14 protein-coding genes are annotated in these 16813 nt (G+C 71.8%); 12 read left to right on the plus strand and 2 right to left on the minus strand.

Going from position 1 to position 16813, the window contains the following annotated elements:
• The first annotated feature begins 142 nt into the window (after positions 1-142).
• From ACIRPT_RS07980 to obgE, 4 genes are all read left to right on the plus strand, one after another.
• Positions 143-3859, plus strand: a complete 3717-nt coding sequence (locus ACIRPT_RS07980; RefSeq protein ID WP_403823915.1) for an Rne/Rng family ribonuclease — start codon at positions 143-145, stop codon at positions 3857-3859.
• Positions 3860-4089: 230 nt separating this feature from the next.
• Positions 4090-4410: a 50S ribosomal protein L21 gene (gene rplU, locus ACIRPT_RS07985; protein WP_393542324.1), complete on the plus strand. Its 321-nt coding sequence runs from the start codon at positions 4090-4092 to the stop codon at positions 4408-4410.
• A gap of 14 nt (positions 4411-4424) precedes the next feature.
• Positions 4425-4682 (plus strand): 50S ribosomal protein L27, encoded by a 258-nt coding sequence (gene rpmA / locus ACIRPT_RS07990; RefSeq protein ID WP_018088248.1) that lies wholly within the window; start codon positions 4425-4427, stop codon positions 4680-4682.
• A 155-nt stretch (positions 4683-4837) separates the two neighbouring features.
• Positions 4838-6274, plus strand: a complete 1437-nt coding sequence (obgE, locus tag ACIRPT_RS07995) for a GTPase ObgE (protein WP_403506551.1) — start codon at positions 4838-4840, stop codon at positions 6272-6274.
• 132 nt (positions 6275-6406) lie between these two features.
• Here obgE and ACIRPT_RS08000 read toward each other — a convergent pair whose 3' ends face one another.
• Positions 6407-8512: a hypothetical protein gene (locus tag ACIRPT_RS08000; protein ID WP_403823919.1), complete on the minus strand. Its 2106-nt coding sequence runs from the start codon at positions 8510-8512 to the stop codon at positions 6407-6409.
• A gap of 496 nt (positions 8513-9008) precedes the next feature.
• On the opposite strand from ACIRPT_RS08000, the gene proB reads away from it, so the two are divergent.
• From proB to ACIRPT_RS08025, 5 genes are all read left to right on the plus strand, one after another.
• A complete protein-coding gene (proB, locus tag ACIRPT_RS08005) occupies positions 9009-10127 on the plus strand; it encodes a glutamate 5-kinase (protein WP_403823922.1) in 1119 nt (372 codons plus the stop codon).
• Positions 10128-10399: 272 nt separating this feature from the next.
• Positions 10400-10894 carry a hypothetical protein gene (locus ACIRPT_RS08010; protein WP_403823925.1) on the plus strand — a complete coding sequence of 165 codons (495 nt, stop codon included), beginning with the start codon at positions 10400-10402 and terminating at the stop codon, positions 10892-10894.
• 358 nt (positions 10895-11252) lie between these two features.
• The gene (locus ACIRPT_RS08015; protein ID WP_403506563.1) at positions 11253-12521 is read left to right on the plus strand and encodes a glutamate-5-semialdehyde dehydrogenase; all 1269 of its coding nucleotides are present in this window, start codon (positions 11253-11255) and stop codon (positions 12519-12521) included.
• A gap of 116 nt (positions 12522-12637) precedes the next feature.
• Complete coding sequence (locus tag ACIRPT_RS08020) at positions 12638-13255, plus strand: hypothetical protein (RefSeq protein WP_403823928.1); 618 nt, start codon at positions 12638-12640, stop codon at positions 13253-13255.
• 119 nt (positions 13256-13374) lie between these two features.
• Positions 13375-14508 (plus strand): hypothetical protein, encoded by a 1134-nt coding sequence (locus tag ACIRPT_RS08025; RefSeq protein WP_403823930.1) that lies wholly within the window; start codon positions 13375-13377, stop codon positions 14506-14508.
• Here the strand turns inward: ACIRPT_RS08025 and ACIRPT_RS08030 are convergent.
• Positions 14471-15574: a M48 family metallopeptidase gene (locus ACIRPT_RS08030; RefSeq protein ID WP_403823932.1), complete on the minus strand. Its 1104-nt coding sequence runs from the start codon at positions 15572-15574 to the stop codon at positions 14471-14473. The genes ACIRPT_RS08025 and ACIRPT_RS08030 overlap by 38 nt on opposite strands.
• A gap of 130 nt (positions 15575-15704) precedes the next feature.
• Between ACIRPT_RS08030 and ACIRPT_RS08035 the strand changes: the two genes are divergently transcribed.
• The 3 genes from ACIRPT_RS08035 to nadD all read left to right on the plus strand — a co-directional run bounded on the left by ACIRPT_RS08035 (position 15705) and on the right by nadD (position 16799).
• Positions 15705-15857, plus strand: coding sequence for a hypothetical protein (locus ACIRPT_RS08035; RefSeq protein ID WP_403506574.1), 153 nt, complete (start codon positions 15705-15707; stop codon positions 15855-15857).
• 116 nt (positions 15858-15973) lie between these two features.
• Positions 15974-16135: a hypothetical protein gene (locus tag ACIRPT_RS08040; RefSeq protein WP_362708628.1), complete on the plus strand. Its 162-nt coding sequence runs from the start codon at positions 15974-15976 to the stop codon at positions 16133-16135.
• Positions 16136-16187: 52 nt separating this feature from the next.
• Positions 16188-16799: a nicotinate-nucleotide adenylyltransferase gene (nadD, locus tag ACIRPT_RS08045; RefSeq protein ID WP_403823936.1), complete on the plus strand. Its 612-nt coding sequence runs from the start codon at positions 16188-16190 to the stop codon at positions 16797-16799.
• Positions 16800-16813: the final 14 nt, after the last annotated feature.

Here is a 16813-nt window from a genome sequence, read left to right on the forward strand (position 1 = left end):
GGTCCCCGACCTACGGGCCCGGCGAGCGAGACGACAGCTCCCGTGCGGCGCCCACGCCCCGGACGGCGGGACCGCGCTCATCACGCGGACCGCAGCCGGAACAAGGCGCGGCGCCCGGGAGCGTGACGGGAGAACCGCCCGCATGCTCGAACCAACTGAGCCCAATGAATCCGCGCAGTCCACGGACCGTGGCGCGGATGACAATCACTCGCCGAGTGACACTCTGCCGCCGCGCCGCAGGCGCCGTGCGGCATCCCGCCCGGCCGGCCCGCCGGCCGGCACCGCCGAGACCACGGTGGTGAGCACGGAGAGCCCGGTCGCGGCGCAGCCCGCAGCCGAGGAGTCCACCGCGTCCGCGGTCATCACCGGGGACGAGGCCAAGCCCGCCCGTACCCGCCGCCGGGCGACCCGTAAGGCCACCGCGCCCACCGGTTCCCCGGAGGCCGTCGCCGCCGAGCCGGCCGAGGCCGAGGCCCCGGCAGCAGTCGAGGCCCCCGCGGCCGAGGAAGCGGCCCCGCCGGCCCGTACGCGCCGCCGCGCCACCCGTAAGGCCACCGCGCCCGCCGGATCGCCGCAGGCCGCCGCCGAGCCGGCTCCCGCTGCGGTCGAGGCGGCCGCCGAGGAGCAGCCCGCCGCCGAGGCCGCCCCGGCCGTCGTGCAGGAGGCCGCCCAGGACGAGGCCAAGCCCGCTCGCACCCGCCGCCGGGCGACCCGCAAGGCCACCGCGCCCGCCGGGGCCCCGCAGGTCAGCGAGGCCGAGGAGGCCGCCGCACCGGTCGCGCCCGCAGCCGCACCGGTCGCCGAGGAGGAGCCCGCCGAGGCGCCCGCCGCGGAGACCAAGCCCGCCCGTACCCGCCGCCGGGCGACCCGTAAGGCCACCGCGCCCGAGGGCGCGCCGCAGGCCGTCGAGGAGGCCGCTCCCGCAGCCCCCGCCGCCCGCGAGGCCGAGCCCGCCGAGCCCAAGCGCCGGGCGCGGCGCCGCGGCGAGCGGGTCGCCGAGCCGGTCGCCGCGGCGCCCCGCGCCGAGGAAGAGGCCGCGCCGGAGGCTCCGGCCCGCGGCCGTCGCCGGGCGCAGCGCCCGCCGACCGCCGTTTTCCAGGCGCCGGTCTTCACCGAGCCGATGTTCCAGACCCCGGAGAGCGCGGCCGCCGCGCACGCCGCGGCCCGTCAGGAAGAGACCGCCGTCGAGCCGGCCGCCGAGGAGCAGCCCGCCGCCGGTGCGCGCCGTCGCCGTCGTCGTGGTGCCCCGGTCGAGCCGCAGGTCGCCGCGCCGGTCGAGGAGCCGGAGGCCGAGGAGGCCGCCGAGCCCGAGGAAGCCGAGGAGACCGAGGCGCACGGCGACGAGGAGTCGGGCGAGCGTCCCTCGCGCCGCCGTCGTCGTGGTGGCCGTCGCCGTCGTCGCGGTGAGCTCGCCGAGGGCGGCGAGGAGCAGCCCGAGCACGCCCGCACCGCCGAGGAGCCGGAGGCCGAGGAGGCCGCCGAGCCCGAGGAGGAGGCCGAGGAGGCGGAGGCCGCCGACGAGCAGCCGGGCGGCGGCTCCAGCAGCAGCAGCCGCCGTCGCCGTCGTCGCCGTCGCCGCAGTGGTGACGCCGCCGAGGGCGAGGCCGGTCAGACCGACGACCCCGAGCGCACCGTCGTCAAGGTCCGCGAGCCCCGTAAGAAGGACGAGTCGACCAGCGCCGACGAGGTGCAGTCGATCAAGGGCTCGACGCGTCTCGAGGCCAAGAAGCAGCGTCGCCGCGAGGGCCGCGAGCAGGGCCGCCGCCGGGTGCCGATCATCACCGAGGCGGAGTTCCTGGCGCGCCGTGAGGCCGTCGAGCGGGTGATGGTCGTCCGCCAGAGCGGCGAGCGCACCCAGATCGGCGTGATGGAGGACAACGTCCTCGTCGAGCACTTCGTCAACAAGGAGCAGGCGACCAGCTACGTCGGCAACGTCTACCTGGGCAAGGTGCAGAACGTTCTGCCGTCCATGGAGGCCGCCTTCGTCGACATCGGCAAGGGCCGCAACGCCGTCCTGTACGCCGGCGAGGTCAACTTCGAGGCGCTCGGCATGGCCAACGGCCCGCGCCGCATCGAGACCGCGCTGAAGTCCGGCCAGTCCGTGCTGGTGCAGGTCACCAAGGACCCCATCGGCCACAAGGGCGCCCGGCTCACCAGCCAGGTCTCGCTGCCCGGCCGCTACCTGGTGTACGTGCCCGAGGGCTCGATGACCGGTATCAGCCGCAAGCTCCCGGACACCGAGCGGGCGCGGCTGAAGCAGATCCTGAAGAAGATCGTCCCCGAGGACGCGGGCGTCATCGTGCGCACCGCGGCGGAGGGCGCGAGCGAGGACGAGCTGGCGCGCGACGTCCAGCGGCTCCAGGCGCAGTGGGAGGAGATCCAGAAGAAGGCGAAGGCCACCTCCACCAGCTCTCCGTCGCTCCTCTACGGCGAGCCGGACATGACCGTCCGGGTCGTCCGCGACATCTTCAACGAGGACTTCTCCAAGGTCATCGTCAGCGGTGACGACGCCTGGGAGACCATCCACGGCTATGTCGCCCACGTCGCCCCGGACCTCACCGACCGGCTCCAGAAGTGGACTTCGGACGTCGACGTCTTCGCGACGTACCGCATCGACGAGCAGCTGATGAAGGCGCTGGACCGCAAGGTCTGGCTGCCCAGCGGCGGTTCGCTGGTGATCGACAAGACCGAAGCCATGGTCGTGATCGACGTCAACACCGGGAAGTTCACCGGTCAGGGCGGCAATCTCGAGGAGACCGTCACCAGGAACAACCTGGAGGCGGCCGAGGAGATCGTCCGCCAGCTGCGGCTGCGCGACCTCGGCGGCATCATCGTGATCGACTTCATCGACATGGTGCTGGAGTCCAACCGGGACCTGGTCCTGCGACGGCTGCTGGAGTGCCTGGGCCGCGACCGTACGAAGCACCAGGTGGCCGAGGTCACCTCGCTGGGCCTGGTCCAGATGACCCGTAAGCGGGTCGGCCAGGGCCTGCTGGAGGCCTTCTCCGAGCCGTGTGTGCACTGCAACGGCCGTGGCGTCATCGTCCACATGGACCAGCCGGCTGTGGTCGGCGGTGGCGGCAAGCGCAAGAAGAAGGGCAAGGGCGCGCCGGCCGAGCCGCACGTCCACGAGGTCGAGGCGGCCGAGCCGACCCCGGACGGCGGCGCTCCGGAGCTGGAGCCCGTCGCGGTGACCGAGGCCGAGCTGCAGCCCGCGGTGGCCGAGGCCGACGAGTGGTTCAGCAGCCCGGCCGAGGCCGAGGCGGCCGCCGGTCGTGGCCGTGGCCGTCGTCGGGTGAGCCGGAAGGTGTCCGCTCCGGCGGGCGCCCCCAAGGCCGCCGCGGAGGCCGCCGCGATCGTGGTGCCGGCCGAGCCGGTGGCGGAGCCCGTCGCCGAGCCCGAGCCGGTGGCGGAGGCCCCGGTGGCCGAGCCCGCGCCGCCGCGTCCGCGCCGCCGGGCCACCCGCAGGGCGAGCGCTCCGGCGGGATCGCCCGAGGCGTCCGGTGAGTCCGCGGCCGCCGTCGTGATCACGGCGCCGGTGGCGGAGCCCGTCGTCGAGGCCGTTGCCGAGCCGGTGGCGGAACTGGTCACGGAGCCGGCCGAGGCCGAGCCCGAGGCCGCGCCCGCCGCCAAGAAGACGGCGAAGAAGGCGACGGCCAAGAAGGCCGCGGCCAAGAAGACGACCGCGAAGAAGACCACGGCCAAGAAGGCGGCGGCGAAGAAGACCACCACCGCCAAGAAGGCCACGGTCAAGAAGACCACCACGAAGAAGACGGCGACGAAGAAGGCGGCGGCCAAGAAGACCGCTGCCGCCGAGCAGCCCGCGGTGGCGTCGGTGTCCGCTTCGACGGAGGACTAGCAGTACCCGCCGCGCCTCGGACCGTTACGGCGGTCCGGGGCCGGTTTGACCCCCTGGTCAAGGCCCCGTAACCTTGACCGTCGGTGTCTGTGTGACGCCAAACCCCTGAGCAAACACCTCTCGGTTCGCCGAGGGAGGCCGCTCGTCCACTCGGATTTCACGGGCCGTATCCCGAGCCCGTGTGAGCGGCTGGCATCAGAGGATCCGTTCCTAGCGAAAGAGAGTTCCGCGTGTACGCGATCGTGCGCACCGGCGGACGCCAGCAGAAGGTTGCTGTTGGCGACGTCATCGAGGTTGACCGCATTTCCACCAGCAAGGTCGGCGACACCGTCGAGCTCTCCACGCTGCTGGTCGTCGACGGCGACGCGGTCACCAGCGACCCGTGGGTCCTGGCGGGCGTGAAGGTCCAGACCGAGGTCGTCGACCACCACAAGGGCGACAAGATCCGGATCCAGAAGTACAAGAACAAGACCGGCTACAAGAAGCGGATCGGCCACCGCCAGCTCCACACGGCGCTGAAGATCACCGGCATCGACGCTCCGGCGAAGTAAGGGACTGAGGAGACATGGCACATAAGAAGGGCGCATCGTCCACTCGGAACGGTCGCGATTCCAATGCTCAGCGGCTCGGCGTGAAGCGCTTCGGCGGTCAGGCCGTCCTCGCCGGTGAGATCCTGGTCCGCCAGCGTGGCACCCACTTCCACCCGGGCACGGGCGTCGGCCGCGGCGGCGACGACACCCTGTTCGCCCTTGCTGCCGGTGCGGTGCAGTTCGGCACCCACCGTGGCCGCAAGGTCGTGAACATCGTCCCGGTCGCCGAATAATCTCGGCCCGGACGTAGCACAGCATCACACCAGGGGCGGACCGCCTTTTCCCGCGTGAGCGGGAAGGCCGGTCCGCCTCTGGCGTGTTACGACAGAGATATCCCAAGAGATTCCGCAGTACCCAGACCATTCCGTTCTTCCTGGAGGCACCCACCATGACCACCTTCGTGGACCGCGTCGAGCTGCATGTCGCCGCGGGTAACGGAGGCCACGGCGTGGCCTCCGTGATGCGGGAGAAGTTCAAACCGCTGGGCGGCCCCGATGGGGGCAACGGCGGCCGCGGCGGCGATGTGATCCTGGTCGTCGACCAGGCCGTCACCACGCTCCTCGAATACCACCACCACCCGCACCGCAAGGCCACCAATGGTGCGCCGGGCGCGGGCGACAACCGTTCCGGCAAGAACGGCCAGGACCTGGTGCTGCCGGTCCCCGACGGCACGGTCGTCCTCGACAAGAACGGTGAGGTCCTCGCCGACCTGATCGGGCAGGGCACCACCTTCGTCGCCGGTCAGGGCGGCCGCGGCGGCCTCGGCAACGCCGCACTGGCCTCGGCCCGCCGCAAGGCCCCCGGCTTCGCGCTGCTCGGCGAGCCCGGCGAGGCCCGCGACATCGTCCTCGAGCTGAAGACCGTCGCCGACGTGGCCCTGGTCGGCTACCCCAGCGCCGGAAAGTCCTCCCTCATCTCGGTCCTCTCGGCCGCCAAGCCGAAGATCGCGGACTACCCCTTCACCACCCTGGTGCCCAACCTCGGTGTGGTGACCGCAGGTTCGACCGTCTACACCATTGCGGACGTCCCCGGTCTGATCCCCGGCGCCAGCCAGGGCAAGGGCCTGGGCCTGGAGTTCCTGCGGCACGTCGAGCGCTGCGAGGTGCTCGTCCACGTCCTGGACACCGCGACCCTGGAGTCCGACCGCGACCCGGTCTCCGACCTCGACACCATCGAGGAGGAGCTGACCCAGTACGGCGGTCTCGACAACCGTCCCCGGGTGGTCGTCCTCAACAAGATCGACGTGCCGGACGGCAAGGACCTCGCCGACCTGATCCGCCCCGACCTGGAGGAGCGCGGCTACCGCGTCTTCGAGGTCTCCGCGGTCGCCCACATGGGCCTCAAGGAGCTGTCGTACGCGCTGGCCGACATCGTCGCCAAGGCCCGTGCGGCCAAGCCCGTACAGGAGGCCACCCGTATCGTCATCCGGCCCAAGGCCGTGGACGACGCGGGCTTCACGGTCACGGCCGAGGGCGAGAACTTCTTCCGCGTACGGGGCGAGAAGCCCGAGCGGTGGATCCTGCAGACCGACTTCAACAACGACGAGGCCGTCGGTTACCTCGCCGACCGTCTGAACCGCCTGGGTGTGGAGGACGCGCTGCGCAAGGCGGGCGCCCACGCCGGCGACGGCATCGCCATCGGTGCCGAGGACAACGCCGTCGTCTTCGACTGGGAGCCGATGATGGCGGCCGGTGCGGAGATGCTGGGCCGCCGTGGCGAGGACCACCGCCTGGAGGCGCCCCGGCCGGCCACGCAGCGCCGCCGGGACCGCGACGCGGCGCGGGACGAGGCCGACGAGGAGTACGACGGCTTCCGGCCGTTCTGACGGCGCCGCCGGCGGCCCTTCGGGGCGGGCACGGCAACGCATGGCAAAAGGGAAGGCCCCGGGAGGATCTCCTCCCGGGGCCTTCCCCGTGTCGCAAAGCCGCTGTGCGGGCCGTGGGCGCCCCGCTGCGGGCTAGACGGCCGCCGGTGCGTCCGGGGCGCCGCTGGACTCGAGATCGGCCGTCTCGGCGCCGTCTGCGTCCTCGGCGTCCTCCACGGCGCTCTGCGCCCGCTGCCCCGGGATACCCGCCAGCCGGCTCTCCATCCGCACGCGCCGTTCGTCGGCCTTCGCGCACAGCGCCATCGCGGCCTCGTTGAAGCGCACCGGGGACGGCGGGTCGGACGGCCCGAGCAGATGCTCCTTGAGCTCGGCGCGCTCGGCGGCGAGGGTGTCGCGCTCGGGATTGCGTACGGCCTCCAGGAGCTCGGCCACGCCGTCCGCCTCCGGGGTGAGGATCGTCGCCGCCCGGACGGTCGGGAAGTTGGCCCGGAAGTCGGCCTCGTCCATCCCGGACGTATTGGCGACCGCGTACGGCTTCTCGCTGCTCAGGTAGTCGGAGACGACGCTGGAGACATCGCTGATCAGCACGTCGGCCTGGTTGAAGCAGCCGAAGATGCCGGGCTTCGGCGTCGTGATGATGCGGTGCTCCCACTCGGGGAAGGAGTTCCAGTACGCCTCCTCCCAGGCGTCCACCGCGGCCGACACCGCGGCCGCACGGCCCTCCTCCGGGGTGCCCTGGAGCCGCATCCGCTCCAGCTCGTCCGCGCTCTTGCGGAAGCCGGAGGTGGTGAGCCGCTGCAGCTCCTCGGCGCGGCGGGCCAGCTCGGCGGCCGCCTCCGGGCCGGGCTGCGCGCCGCTGCGCCTGCCGTTGGCCTCCGTGATCATCGCCTGGATGCGGGTGTTGGCGGCCTTCGCCCGGGGGTCGACGGAGCCGGTCATCGGGTGCGGCTTGTACAGCAGCTGGACGTTCTCGTCGGCGAGCAGCTCCCGGACGATGTTCTCGCCGGCAAGGATCACCGAGGTGTTGCCCGGGTTGCCGTCCCAGCCCTCCCAGGTCGGGGCGTACAGCACCTTGGTCAGACGGCCCGCCGGGGCGCCCTCGTAAGGCCGGATCGGGGACAGCTGCGGGCGGCCGACCTCGACGACGTCCTTGTCCTCGACGCCGATGTCGGCGAGCTGGTAGCGGTCACGGGCCGCCGGGCCCGCCACCCACACCTCGTCGTACGCCTTCGCGTACGGGTTGCAGGAGGACAGCTTGTCGCTCTCGCCGTGGTTGATGAAGGCGTGCTTGATGGAGGGGATCCGCAGGATCTGCGAGGTCTTGCCGGAGTTCGCCGGGTGCAGCAGGACCTGGAGCGCGGAGTGCTCCAGGCGCATCAGGTTGGCGACCTTGGGGATGCAGACGATCGGGATGTCCGTGGCCTCGATCTTCTGCACCATGAAGCGCTCACGGAGCACGATGATCGGGTTGCCGTCCAGGTCGGCGAGGGTGCTCAGCCACATATTGGCCTGGTAGGCGGACGAGGCGCCGCCGGAGAAGTACATGCCGACGGTGGGCCGGTACTCGGCGAGCCACTTGTCCAGCCACTCCAGGGCCCGCTGTTCGGACAGGACCCGCTTCTTGGGGAGCAGCCAGGTGCCCAGGTAGGCGGTGCCGGCGGCGGACAGGACGAGGGAGACGGCGATGCCGATGCCGCCCCAGGTGGCGTCCGTCGTGATCGAGGTCAGCATCATGCCCGTCGTGGTGGGCACCGAGAAGCGCAGCAGCCGCCGGCCGGTCTGCCGGGAGAGGATGCGCGGCGGGGCATCGGACAGCCGCAGCGCACTGGCGTCGATGTTCCGCGTCACGAACGGCAGACTGCGGGTCCGCCGGACCAGCACCGCGACCGCCTGGCACACGAAGTGGGTGCCGTAGAAGAGCAGCAGCGTGATGGTGAGCGGCGCCTGCTCCTCGAGCGGGTTGATGCCGTCGATGTGCAGCAGGCCGACCAGTATCAGCATGTCGCGCAGCAGCTGGCGCACCGTGACGTCGAACCGGATCCGGCCGAGCACGGACAGCAGGCCGGGCTGCTTGTGCTGGAGGATCAGGTCGAGTCCCAGGTTGACCACGGATGCGGCGATGAACAGCGGGATGACGGGCAGCAGCGCACCGATGAGCTGGGCGGTGAACGCGAGCATCATCGCGAAGAGGGCCGCGAGCTGTACGGCTCGGCGGGGGACGATTCCGGCGGAAGGCACGGGGGAGGGCTCCTGGCAGCAATAAAGGTCAGGGGGGAGGCCGAGGGGGGCGGCCGGGTCCCGCGCTGCGACGCCGCCGGAGCGGCGAAACGGGACCGATGGACACCCGACCGTATGACCTTGTTGGCCTTGGTGACAATCTGCTGTGGCTCTCATCACCGCGAAAGCGGACCAATCGAACGCAACCCGTTGGCCCCCGTGGTCGTCTTAGAAATTCCAGGGCAACGCCGGGACGCCACGGGCCGACGGCACGGCAGTCCCTCAGGCATCCCTTCCGCCGTCCCGCCGGGCATTCCTTCAGATGTCCCTAGGTATAGGGGACCGCACGGAGACGACGCCGCGGCGAACCCGGGTGTCCGCGCGGGCGTCCGTCAGGCGATATCCGGACGCACCGGCGGGCCGTACTGCCGTAGATTGCGCCCGTAGGGGCCGTACGACGGATCGGGCACGGATCGTCCGTACGGCAGCGGGACCGGCGAGCACAGGGGTTACACAGGTGGCAGGCGCAAGGCAGGACGTGGCGGACGCCCGGCGGATCGTGGTGAAGGTCGGCTCGTCCTCGCTGACCACGGCTGCCGGCGGGCTGGACGCGGACCGCGTGGATGCGCTGGTGGACGTGCTGGCCAAGCATCAGGACAAGGAGATCGTGCTGGTCTCCTCCGGCGCCATCGCGGCCGGCCTGGCGCCGCTGGGGCTGGAGCGGCGGCCCCGCGACCTGGCCCGGCAGCAGGCCGCCGCCAGCGTCGGGCAGGGCCTGCTGGTGGCCCGCTACACCGCGTCGTTCGCGCGCTACGGCCGCCGGGTCGGCCAGGTGCTGCTGACCTCCGACGACACCAGCCGCCGCGCCCACTACCGCAACGCCTACCGGACCCTCGACCAGCTGCTGGCCATGGGCGCCGTACCGGTCGTCAACGAGAACGACACGGTGGCCACCGACGAGATCCGCTTCGGCGACAACGACCGGCTGGCGGCGCTGGTCGCCCACCTGGTGCGCGCCGATCTGCTGATCCTCCTCTCCGATGTGGACGGCCTCTACGACGGGGATCCGTCCACCCCCGGAACGTCCCGGATAGCCGAGGTCACCGGTCCCCAGGACCTGGAAGGCGTCTCCATCGGCAGCGTGGGCAAGGCCGGGGTCGGCACCGGCGGCATGGTCACCAAGGTCGAGGCGGCCCGCATCGCGGCCGCGGCCGGCATCCCCGTCGTCCTGACCTCCGCCGTGCACGCCACGGACGCGCTGGCCGGCGGCCCGACCGGCACCCACTTCCTGCCCACCGGCCGGCGCTCCGCCGACCGGCTGCTGTGGCTGGCGCACGCCTCCACGCCGCAGGGCGCGCTCATCCTGGACGACGGCGCGGTGGCGGCCGTCGTCAACCGGCACTCCTCGCTGCTGCCCGCCGGCATCTCGTCCGTCGAAGGGGAGTTCTCCGCGGGGGACCCGGTCGAGCTGCGGGACGCCGGCGGCCGCGCGGTGGCCCGCGGGCTCGTCAATTTCGATGCGCGGGAAATCCCTCGTCTGATGGGACGTTCGACCCGGGATCTCGCCCGTGAGCTGGGCCCCGCCTATGAGCGAGAGGTCGTCCACCGCGACGATCTCGTCCTGCTGCACCACTGAAAACCTGCCGCGCCACTGACGGCCGTCACGGCGGGAAAACACCGCCGGATCACCGGCAATCACGCTCCCCGGCGCGGTGAGAAGTCCAGCCTTTCCACGGAGACCTTCTCGAAAACGGCCCCGCGAGGGCCCGCGGACTGGTCAACTTTGTTGCGGGGGCGCCGTAGGGGAGCGGCGCCCGCAGCGCGCGAGCGCACACGCCGAAGTACGACCGCACCAATCGGCTCCGCACCTCCGGAGGGCGGAGCGATTCGCATCACAGGAGGCCGCCGGTGAGACGAGGGCGCCCGGGGGCTCTGCCCCGAGGGACGGCGGAGCGCACACTGACCAGCGTCCGGGCCGGCGACGATGCCGGACTCCCGGACGACGAGCGTACGGAGCGGAACGGGACGGCACCGGCGGCGCCGGAGGGCGCGCGCCGGGAGGCGTCCCGGCTGTGGCACATCACCTTGAGCGTCTCGGGGGCCGAGGCGCCCCTGAAGGAGGTCCGGCGCTCGCTCGAACAGCTCGCCCACGACCATCCCTTCCTGCTGACCAGCCGTTACGCCAACGACCACGCGGAGATCCGCTACTGGGAGGAGGCCCGGGACCTGCACGACGCCGCGGCGGTCGCGCTGCGGCTGTGGGGCGAGCACCGCTCGACGGCCAAGCTGCCGCCGTGGGAGATCGTCGGCCTGGAAGTCATCGACCGCGAGACCTACCACCAGCGCATCGCGGAGGGCTACGGCCCGCCACCTGCGTCACCGGTCGGGGTCCATCCGTACTAGGCAGGTGCTCGGGCATCAGCGACGGGGACGTGCACGGGCAACAGCGCCGGGCACGCGCACGGGCAACAGCGCCGGGAAGGGGCTCGGGTATCGGCTTCGGTCCGTACCCGGGCACCGGCATCGGTCCGTACCCGGGCACCGGCCCGCCGATCCTGCCGAGCGCGGGGATCCTGCCGGTCCCCGGGCGGTATTCCCGGGAATACCGCCCGGGACCGCCGCGTTGTGGCCCCGCAGGGGGCGCCTGCATCCCCTACGGGATGTGTTCGCCCGCCCCCTAAGGGCCCGCCCCGCGGTCACCGACGTCCCGCACTGTGAAATCCGGCATGGCCGCGGCCCGGCGCCGAGCTAGGCTGCGGCCATGACCAGCAGCGCATCCCAGACCTCGCCCGTGCTCGAGACCGCCCGCCGCGCGAAGGAGGCGGCCGCCCACCTGGCGCCGCTGCCGCGGACGGCCCGCGACGGTGCGCTGCTCGCCATCGCCGACGCCCTGGTGGCACGCACCGACGCCATCGTCGCCGCCAACGCCGAGGACATCGCCAAGGCGCGCGCCGCCGGCACCTCGGAGTCGATCGTGGACCGGCTCACCCTGACCCCCGAGCGGATCGCGGCGATCGCCGCCGACGTCCGCGATGTGGTGGCGCTGCCCGACCCGGTGGGCGAGGTGGTGCGCGGCTCGACCCTGCCCAACGGCCTGGACCTGCGCCAGGTCCGCGTGCCCCTCGGTGTCATCGGCATCATCTATGAGGCCCGGCCCAATGTGACGGTGGACGCCGCGGCCCTGTGCCTGAAGTCCGGCAACGCCGTGCTGCTGCGCGGTTCGTCCTCCGCGTACGCCTCCAACACCGCGCTGGTCCAGGTGCTGCGCGACGCCGTCGAGGGCGCCGGGCTGCCCGCCGACGCGGTGCAGCTGGTGCCCGGCGAGAGCCGGGAGTCGGTGCGGGAGCTGATGCGCGCCCGCGGCCTGGTGGACGTGCTGATCCCGCGCGGCGGCGCCTCGCTGATCCGTACGGTCGTCGAGGAATCCATCGTCCCGGTGATCGAGACCGGCACGGGCAACTGCCACGTCTACGTCGACGAGGCCGCCGACATCGACATGGCGATCGACATCCTGATCAACTCCAAGGCGCAGCGGCCGAGCGTCTGCAACGCCGCCGAGACGGTGCTGGTGCACGCCGGGATCGCGGAGAAGTTCCTGCCGCGCGCCCTGGCGGCGCTGACCGAGGCCGGGGTGATCGTGCACGGCGACGCCGCCTGGCAGCAGGCCGGCCCCGGGCTGGTCGCGGCCGCCACCGACGAGGACTGGGCGGCGGAGTACCTCTCGTACGACATCGCGGCCGCCGTGGTGCCCGATCTGGACGCGGCGGTGGCGCACATCCGCCGCTGGACCTCCGGCCACACCGAGGCCATCGTCACCACCTCGCAGGCCGCCGCCCGCAGGTTCACCCAGTTGGTGGATTCCACTACCGTCGCGGTCAATGCCTCCACCCGCTTCACGGACGGCGGCCAGTTCGGCTTCGGCGCCGAGATCGGCATCTCCACCCAGAAGCTGCACGCCCGCGGCCCCATGGGCCTGCCGGAGCTCACTTCCACCAAGTACGTCCTCACGGGCGACGGGCACACCCGCTAGCAGCCCCCTGCGGCGTGGTGGGCCGGGGCGGGAGCCGTTGTCGGTTGCTGTGGGGATTCCGGTTCTCTGCCGGAATCTCTCTGCCCAAAACGAGCGGCCGGGGCTAACCTGGACGGGTGCCGGACGACGTGGGGGGCAAGCCGTTCCCGGACGGCGAAGAGCCCGATGAGCACCACCACGGGAGCCACGGAAGAGCGGATGAGGAATTCGCTTCCGTGGTCTTCGACGAGGAATTCGTCCGGTCCGCGCGCATTCATGAGCCCTCGGCGGTCGAGCGGATGCTGGCCGCCGCCGAGGCGCGCGCCGAGGCCGAGGCGGCCCGCTCGGGGCACGGCTTCGGGCCGGAGGGCGCGGACGGCGGCCCCCAGGGCCGCGACGGCGCCGGGACTCGCACGGACTACGACGTATACGGCGACTACGGGGTACACGGCGAGCACGGTCCGTACGGCCTCTACGGCGGGTCGCTGCGCCCCTACCGCGGCGGGCCCCGCTGGCACCGGCCGATGGCCTGGGTACTGGCCGTCGTGATGGGCATAGGGCTGGTCGCGCTGGCGTTCAGCGCGGTCTACCGCGGGGCCTCCGGCAAGAACCAGAGCCCGGCGCCGCGGCCCGCCTCCAGCGAGCCGTCCTCGGGCGATCCCAAGGGCGTCCGCACGATGCGGCCAGGCCTGCTGCCCTCCGCGTCCGCCGAGGCCGCGCCGCCGTCGGCCTCCGGGGCGCCCAGGGCGCACTGACCGCGCGGGCGGGGGCTTGGCCGGCCGACGGGCCGCCCGGTGGGCGAAACGGACCGGTTCGGTGAAGTTGGCGCCCGTCCCGGCGTTTACCTTCGCCTTCGCGGACCTACCCTAGTTGTATGACCGGGCCTGGTGACCCTCCCGAAGGGACGCCCAAGGGCGCCCCGGGAGGCGGTGAGGACGAATACCGATCCGTTGTCTTCGACGAATCGTTTGTGCGTGCAGCGCGGCTGCAGGAATTCTCCGCCGACGAGCGGCTCGGTGAGCAGCACTCGCCCGCCGTCAAACCCCGCCATCGCTGGCTGCTGCGTGCCGTCGGCGGCTCCCGGCAGGCGATCTTGCTGGTGCTGCTGATCGTGCTCGCGTTCGGCACCGCCGTCTACATGGGCGTCCGCCACCCCTACAAGACCCCCGACGCGCTCCGGGTGCAGCCGTTGCGCTCTTCGGTCGTACCGCTCGCGCCGGCCGGTGCCGTGCCGGGCGCGACGCCCGAGGATCTCTTCGCGCACAGCCCGGCGAAGGACTTCCACGTCGGCGCCGCGGGCGTCAATCTCCCGCCCGTCGCCCGTACCGAGCACTTCTCCGACAGCCAGATCGTCTCCGCCATGTCCCTCGCGAAGGAGTACCTCGTGCGCTCCTCGGTGGATCCGGCGACGCTCACCGGCGGATCCGTGCGGCCGGTGCGGCTGCTGCTGGACACCGGGCAACTCGACCAGTTCGACCGGAGCATGACGCACCCCGACGACAACGGCCGCCTTGCGGCGACCGGCTGGCTGGTCCGCTTCGACCCCCGGCAGATCCAGCTCGCCGACCGGAACGTACGGGTCAACGGCACGATCTCGGCGACGGAGTCGAGCCCGGACGCGCTCGATGTCACCGCCGACTACACCTTCGTCTACGCCGTACGGCCCACCGCACGGGCGCTGAAGACCGGCCCGGCGGACCATGGTGTGGGCAAGGTCACGCCGGGCGCCGCCTCGCTGTTCACCGTCCGGCGCGAGGTGCACTTCCGGATCGGCCGGGACGACCTGGCCGACGACCGCCTGGAAGTCGTGCAGAGCAACCTCCAGGCGGGGCCGCTGGCCTGCTCCTCGAAGCCGGCCGACACCCTGCGCCCGCTGCTTGCCGGGCAGCACGCCGGGGACGACCGGCCGACGAGCACCGACCCCTACGCCAGGGGCCGGGCCAATGCCTCGCTCTGCGGTGAACTGGCGCCTAGCTCCCAGCCGGACCCGATCCGTCCGATCCGTTAGCACCGTCCGACCCGTTGGCGCCGCCCTCGGGACGGGAGCCGCCGCGGAAGACCGTGTCGCGCAGCTTGCCGCCCAAGTCGCCCGCGCCGCCCGCGATATCGCGCACCAGACCCATCAGCGGGTCCTTGCTGTTGCGCACCGAGTCGGCGTAGTGGGCCGCGGAGTCCCGGAAGGAGTCGGACACCGAGGCATCCTTGTCCTCGTCCCGGCGCGGGTAGTGGCCGTCCATGATCCGCTGGTAGTCGCGGCTGGCCGCCCACTTCTTCAGCTCGGCCGCCCGCACGGTGGTGAACGGGTGGCTGCGCGGCAGCAGGTTGAGGATCTTCAGTACGGAGTCGCGCAGATCGCCGCCCGCCTCGTACTCCTCCGCCTGCTTGAGGAAGGCGTCGACGTTCATCTCGTGCAGATGATTGCCGCCGGCCAGCTTCATGAGACCGCGCATCGAGGCCTGCAGATCCTGCCCGACCAGCAGGCCGGCCCGGTCCGCGGACAGCTCCGACTTGCGGAACCACTCGCGCAGCGCCGCCACGATCGCCATGACCGCGACATTGCCCAGCGGGATCCACGTGACCTTCGCGGCCAGGTTCGTCAGGAACAGCAGGATCGTGCGGTACACGGCGTGACCGGACAGCGCATGGCCGACCTCATGGCCGATGACCGCCCGCATCTCCTCCTCGTCCAGGAGCTCGACGAGGCCGGTCGTCAGCACGATGATCGGCTCGTCCAGGCCGATGCACATGGCGTTCGGGGTCGGGTCCTGGTTGACGTACATCGGCGGGACCTTCTCCAGGTCCAGGATGTAGCAGGCGTCGCGCAGCATGTCGTTGAGGTGCGCGAACTGCTGGTCGCCGACCCGGACCGAGTCCGACAGGAACATCAGCCGCAGGCTGCGCTCCGGCAGCAGGCCGCTGAGCGTCTTGAAGACGGTGTCGAACCCGCTCAGCTTGCGCAGCGCCACCAGCGCCGAGCGGTCCGCCGGGTGTTCGTACGCCCGGGACGAGATTCCGGGAAACCGCCTGCGGTCCCGGCTGGGTACGTTGTCGCTGCCGCCTGGGCTCTCCGTCATTGGGGCCTCCCCCTGTTCGACTTCGTGTGTTTCAGACTAGAGGACGCCACCGACAGCGGATTGGATGCTCGGGCGTACGCTGGCGATCGCACCAATGCCCGTACACGTTCGTACAAAAGGGAGCGTCCCCATGCTGCAATCGAGCATGCTGCTCGCCGCCGTCCAGCAGTCCTCCGGCGCCGACGGCCCTGGCTGGATCCTGCGCACCGTGATAGTCGTCGGCGTCCTGGGTGCGGTCTTTTTGGCGTGGTTCCTGCTGCGCGGATACGGCAATCAGGACTGACCTCGCGGGCGCCCGGGGCGGTTGTGGGTGGAGTCGCCGTGAGCCCGCGGTGAGCTGACGCTTACGATGTGGCGGAAGTTACTGTCCGACCCCAGCCCGGATTGGTCCTGTCGACGATGAGCCTGCACACCACCGCACAGTCCCTGGTCTCCCTCGCCGCCGAGCCCGGACACGAGGGCGGCCACGCCAGCCTCAGCCCCTTCCTGACCGGCGGCGGCGCCCTGTTTATCCTTCTTCTCCTGCTGTGGATCACGACCCGCTTCAACCGCGACCGCTGAGCCCCGGCACCGGCCCCCCGCCATCGCGCGGCGCCCAGTAGGGTCTGCACGCATGGGAGAGCACACAGGGCCCGTGAAGCGGCGGCTAGGAGTGATGGGCGGGACGTTCGACCCGATCCATCACGGACACCTCGTCGCCGCCAGCGAGGTGGCCAGCCAGTTCCACCTCGACGAGGTCATCTTCGTACCCACGGGTCAGCCGTGGCAGAAGAGCCACAAGACGGTGTCCCCGGCCGAGGACCGGTATCTGATGACGGTCATCGCGACCGCATCGAACCCGCAGTTCTCCGTGAGCCGCATCGACATCGACCGTGGCGGCAAGACGTACACGATAGACACGCTGCGTGATCTGCGCGCCGAGCACCAGGACGCGGATCTGTTCTTCATCACCGGCGCCGACGCGCTCAGCCAGATCCTGACCTGGCACGATGCCGCGGAGCTGGTCTCTCTCGCGCACTTCATCGGGGTGACCAGGCCCGGCCATGTCCTGGCGGACCCGGGGCTGCCCGAGGGGGCGGTGTCGCTGATCGAGGTGCCCGCGCTGGCCATCTCCTCGACCGACTGCCGGACGCGCGTCGCCGAGGGCGAGCCGGTCTGGTACCTCGTGCCCGACGGAGTGGTGCGCTACATCGACAAGAAACAGCTGTACCGCAGCGACCGCTGACGCACCTGACGGAA

Source organism: Streptomyces sp. NPDC101227 (assembly GCF_044767545.1).
Classification (GTDB): Bacteria; Actinomycetota; Actinomycetes; order Streptomycetales; family Streptomycetaceae; genus Streptomyces.

Bases quoted from the DNA above. Each gene is read 5' to 3' on its own strand.
- ACIRPT_RS08025 (WP_403823930.1), top strand. From the start codon at position 13,375: ATGACCGGGCCTGGTGACCCTCCCGAAGGGACGCCCAAGGGCGCCCCG.
- ACIRPT_RS08030 (WP_403823932.1), bottom strand. From the start codon at position 15,574: ATGACGGAGAGCCCAGGCGGCAGCGACAACGTACCCAGCCGGGACCGC.
- ACIRPT_RS08040 (WP_362708628.1), top strand. From the start codon at position 15,974: ATGAGCCTGCACACCACCGCACAGTCCCTGGTCTCCCTCGCCGCCGAG.
- rpmA (WP_018088248.1), top strand. From the start codon at position 4,425: ATGGCACATAAGAAGGGCGCATCGTCCACTCGGAACGGTCGCGATTCC.
- ACIRPT_RS08015 (WP_403506563.1), top strand. From the start codon at position 11,253: ATGACCAGCAGCGCATCCCAGACCTCGCCCGTGCTCGAGACCGCCCGC.
- ACIRPT_RS07980 (WP_403823915.1), top strand. From the start codon at position 143: ATGCTCGAACCAACTGAGCCCAATGAATCCGCGCAGTCCACGGACCGT.
- ACIRPT_RS08035 (WP_403506574.1), top strand. From the start codon at position 15,705: ATGCTGCAATCGAGCATGCTGCTCGCCGCCGTCCAGCAGTCCTCCGGC.
- nadD (WP_403823936.1), top strand. From the start codon at position 16,188: ATGGGAGAGCACACAGGGCCCGTGAAGCGGCGGCTAGGAGTGATGGGC.
- obgE (WP_403506551.1), top strand. From the start codon at position 4,838: ATGACCACCTTCGTGGACCGCGTCGAGCTGCATGTCGCCGCGGGTAAC.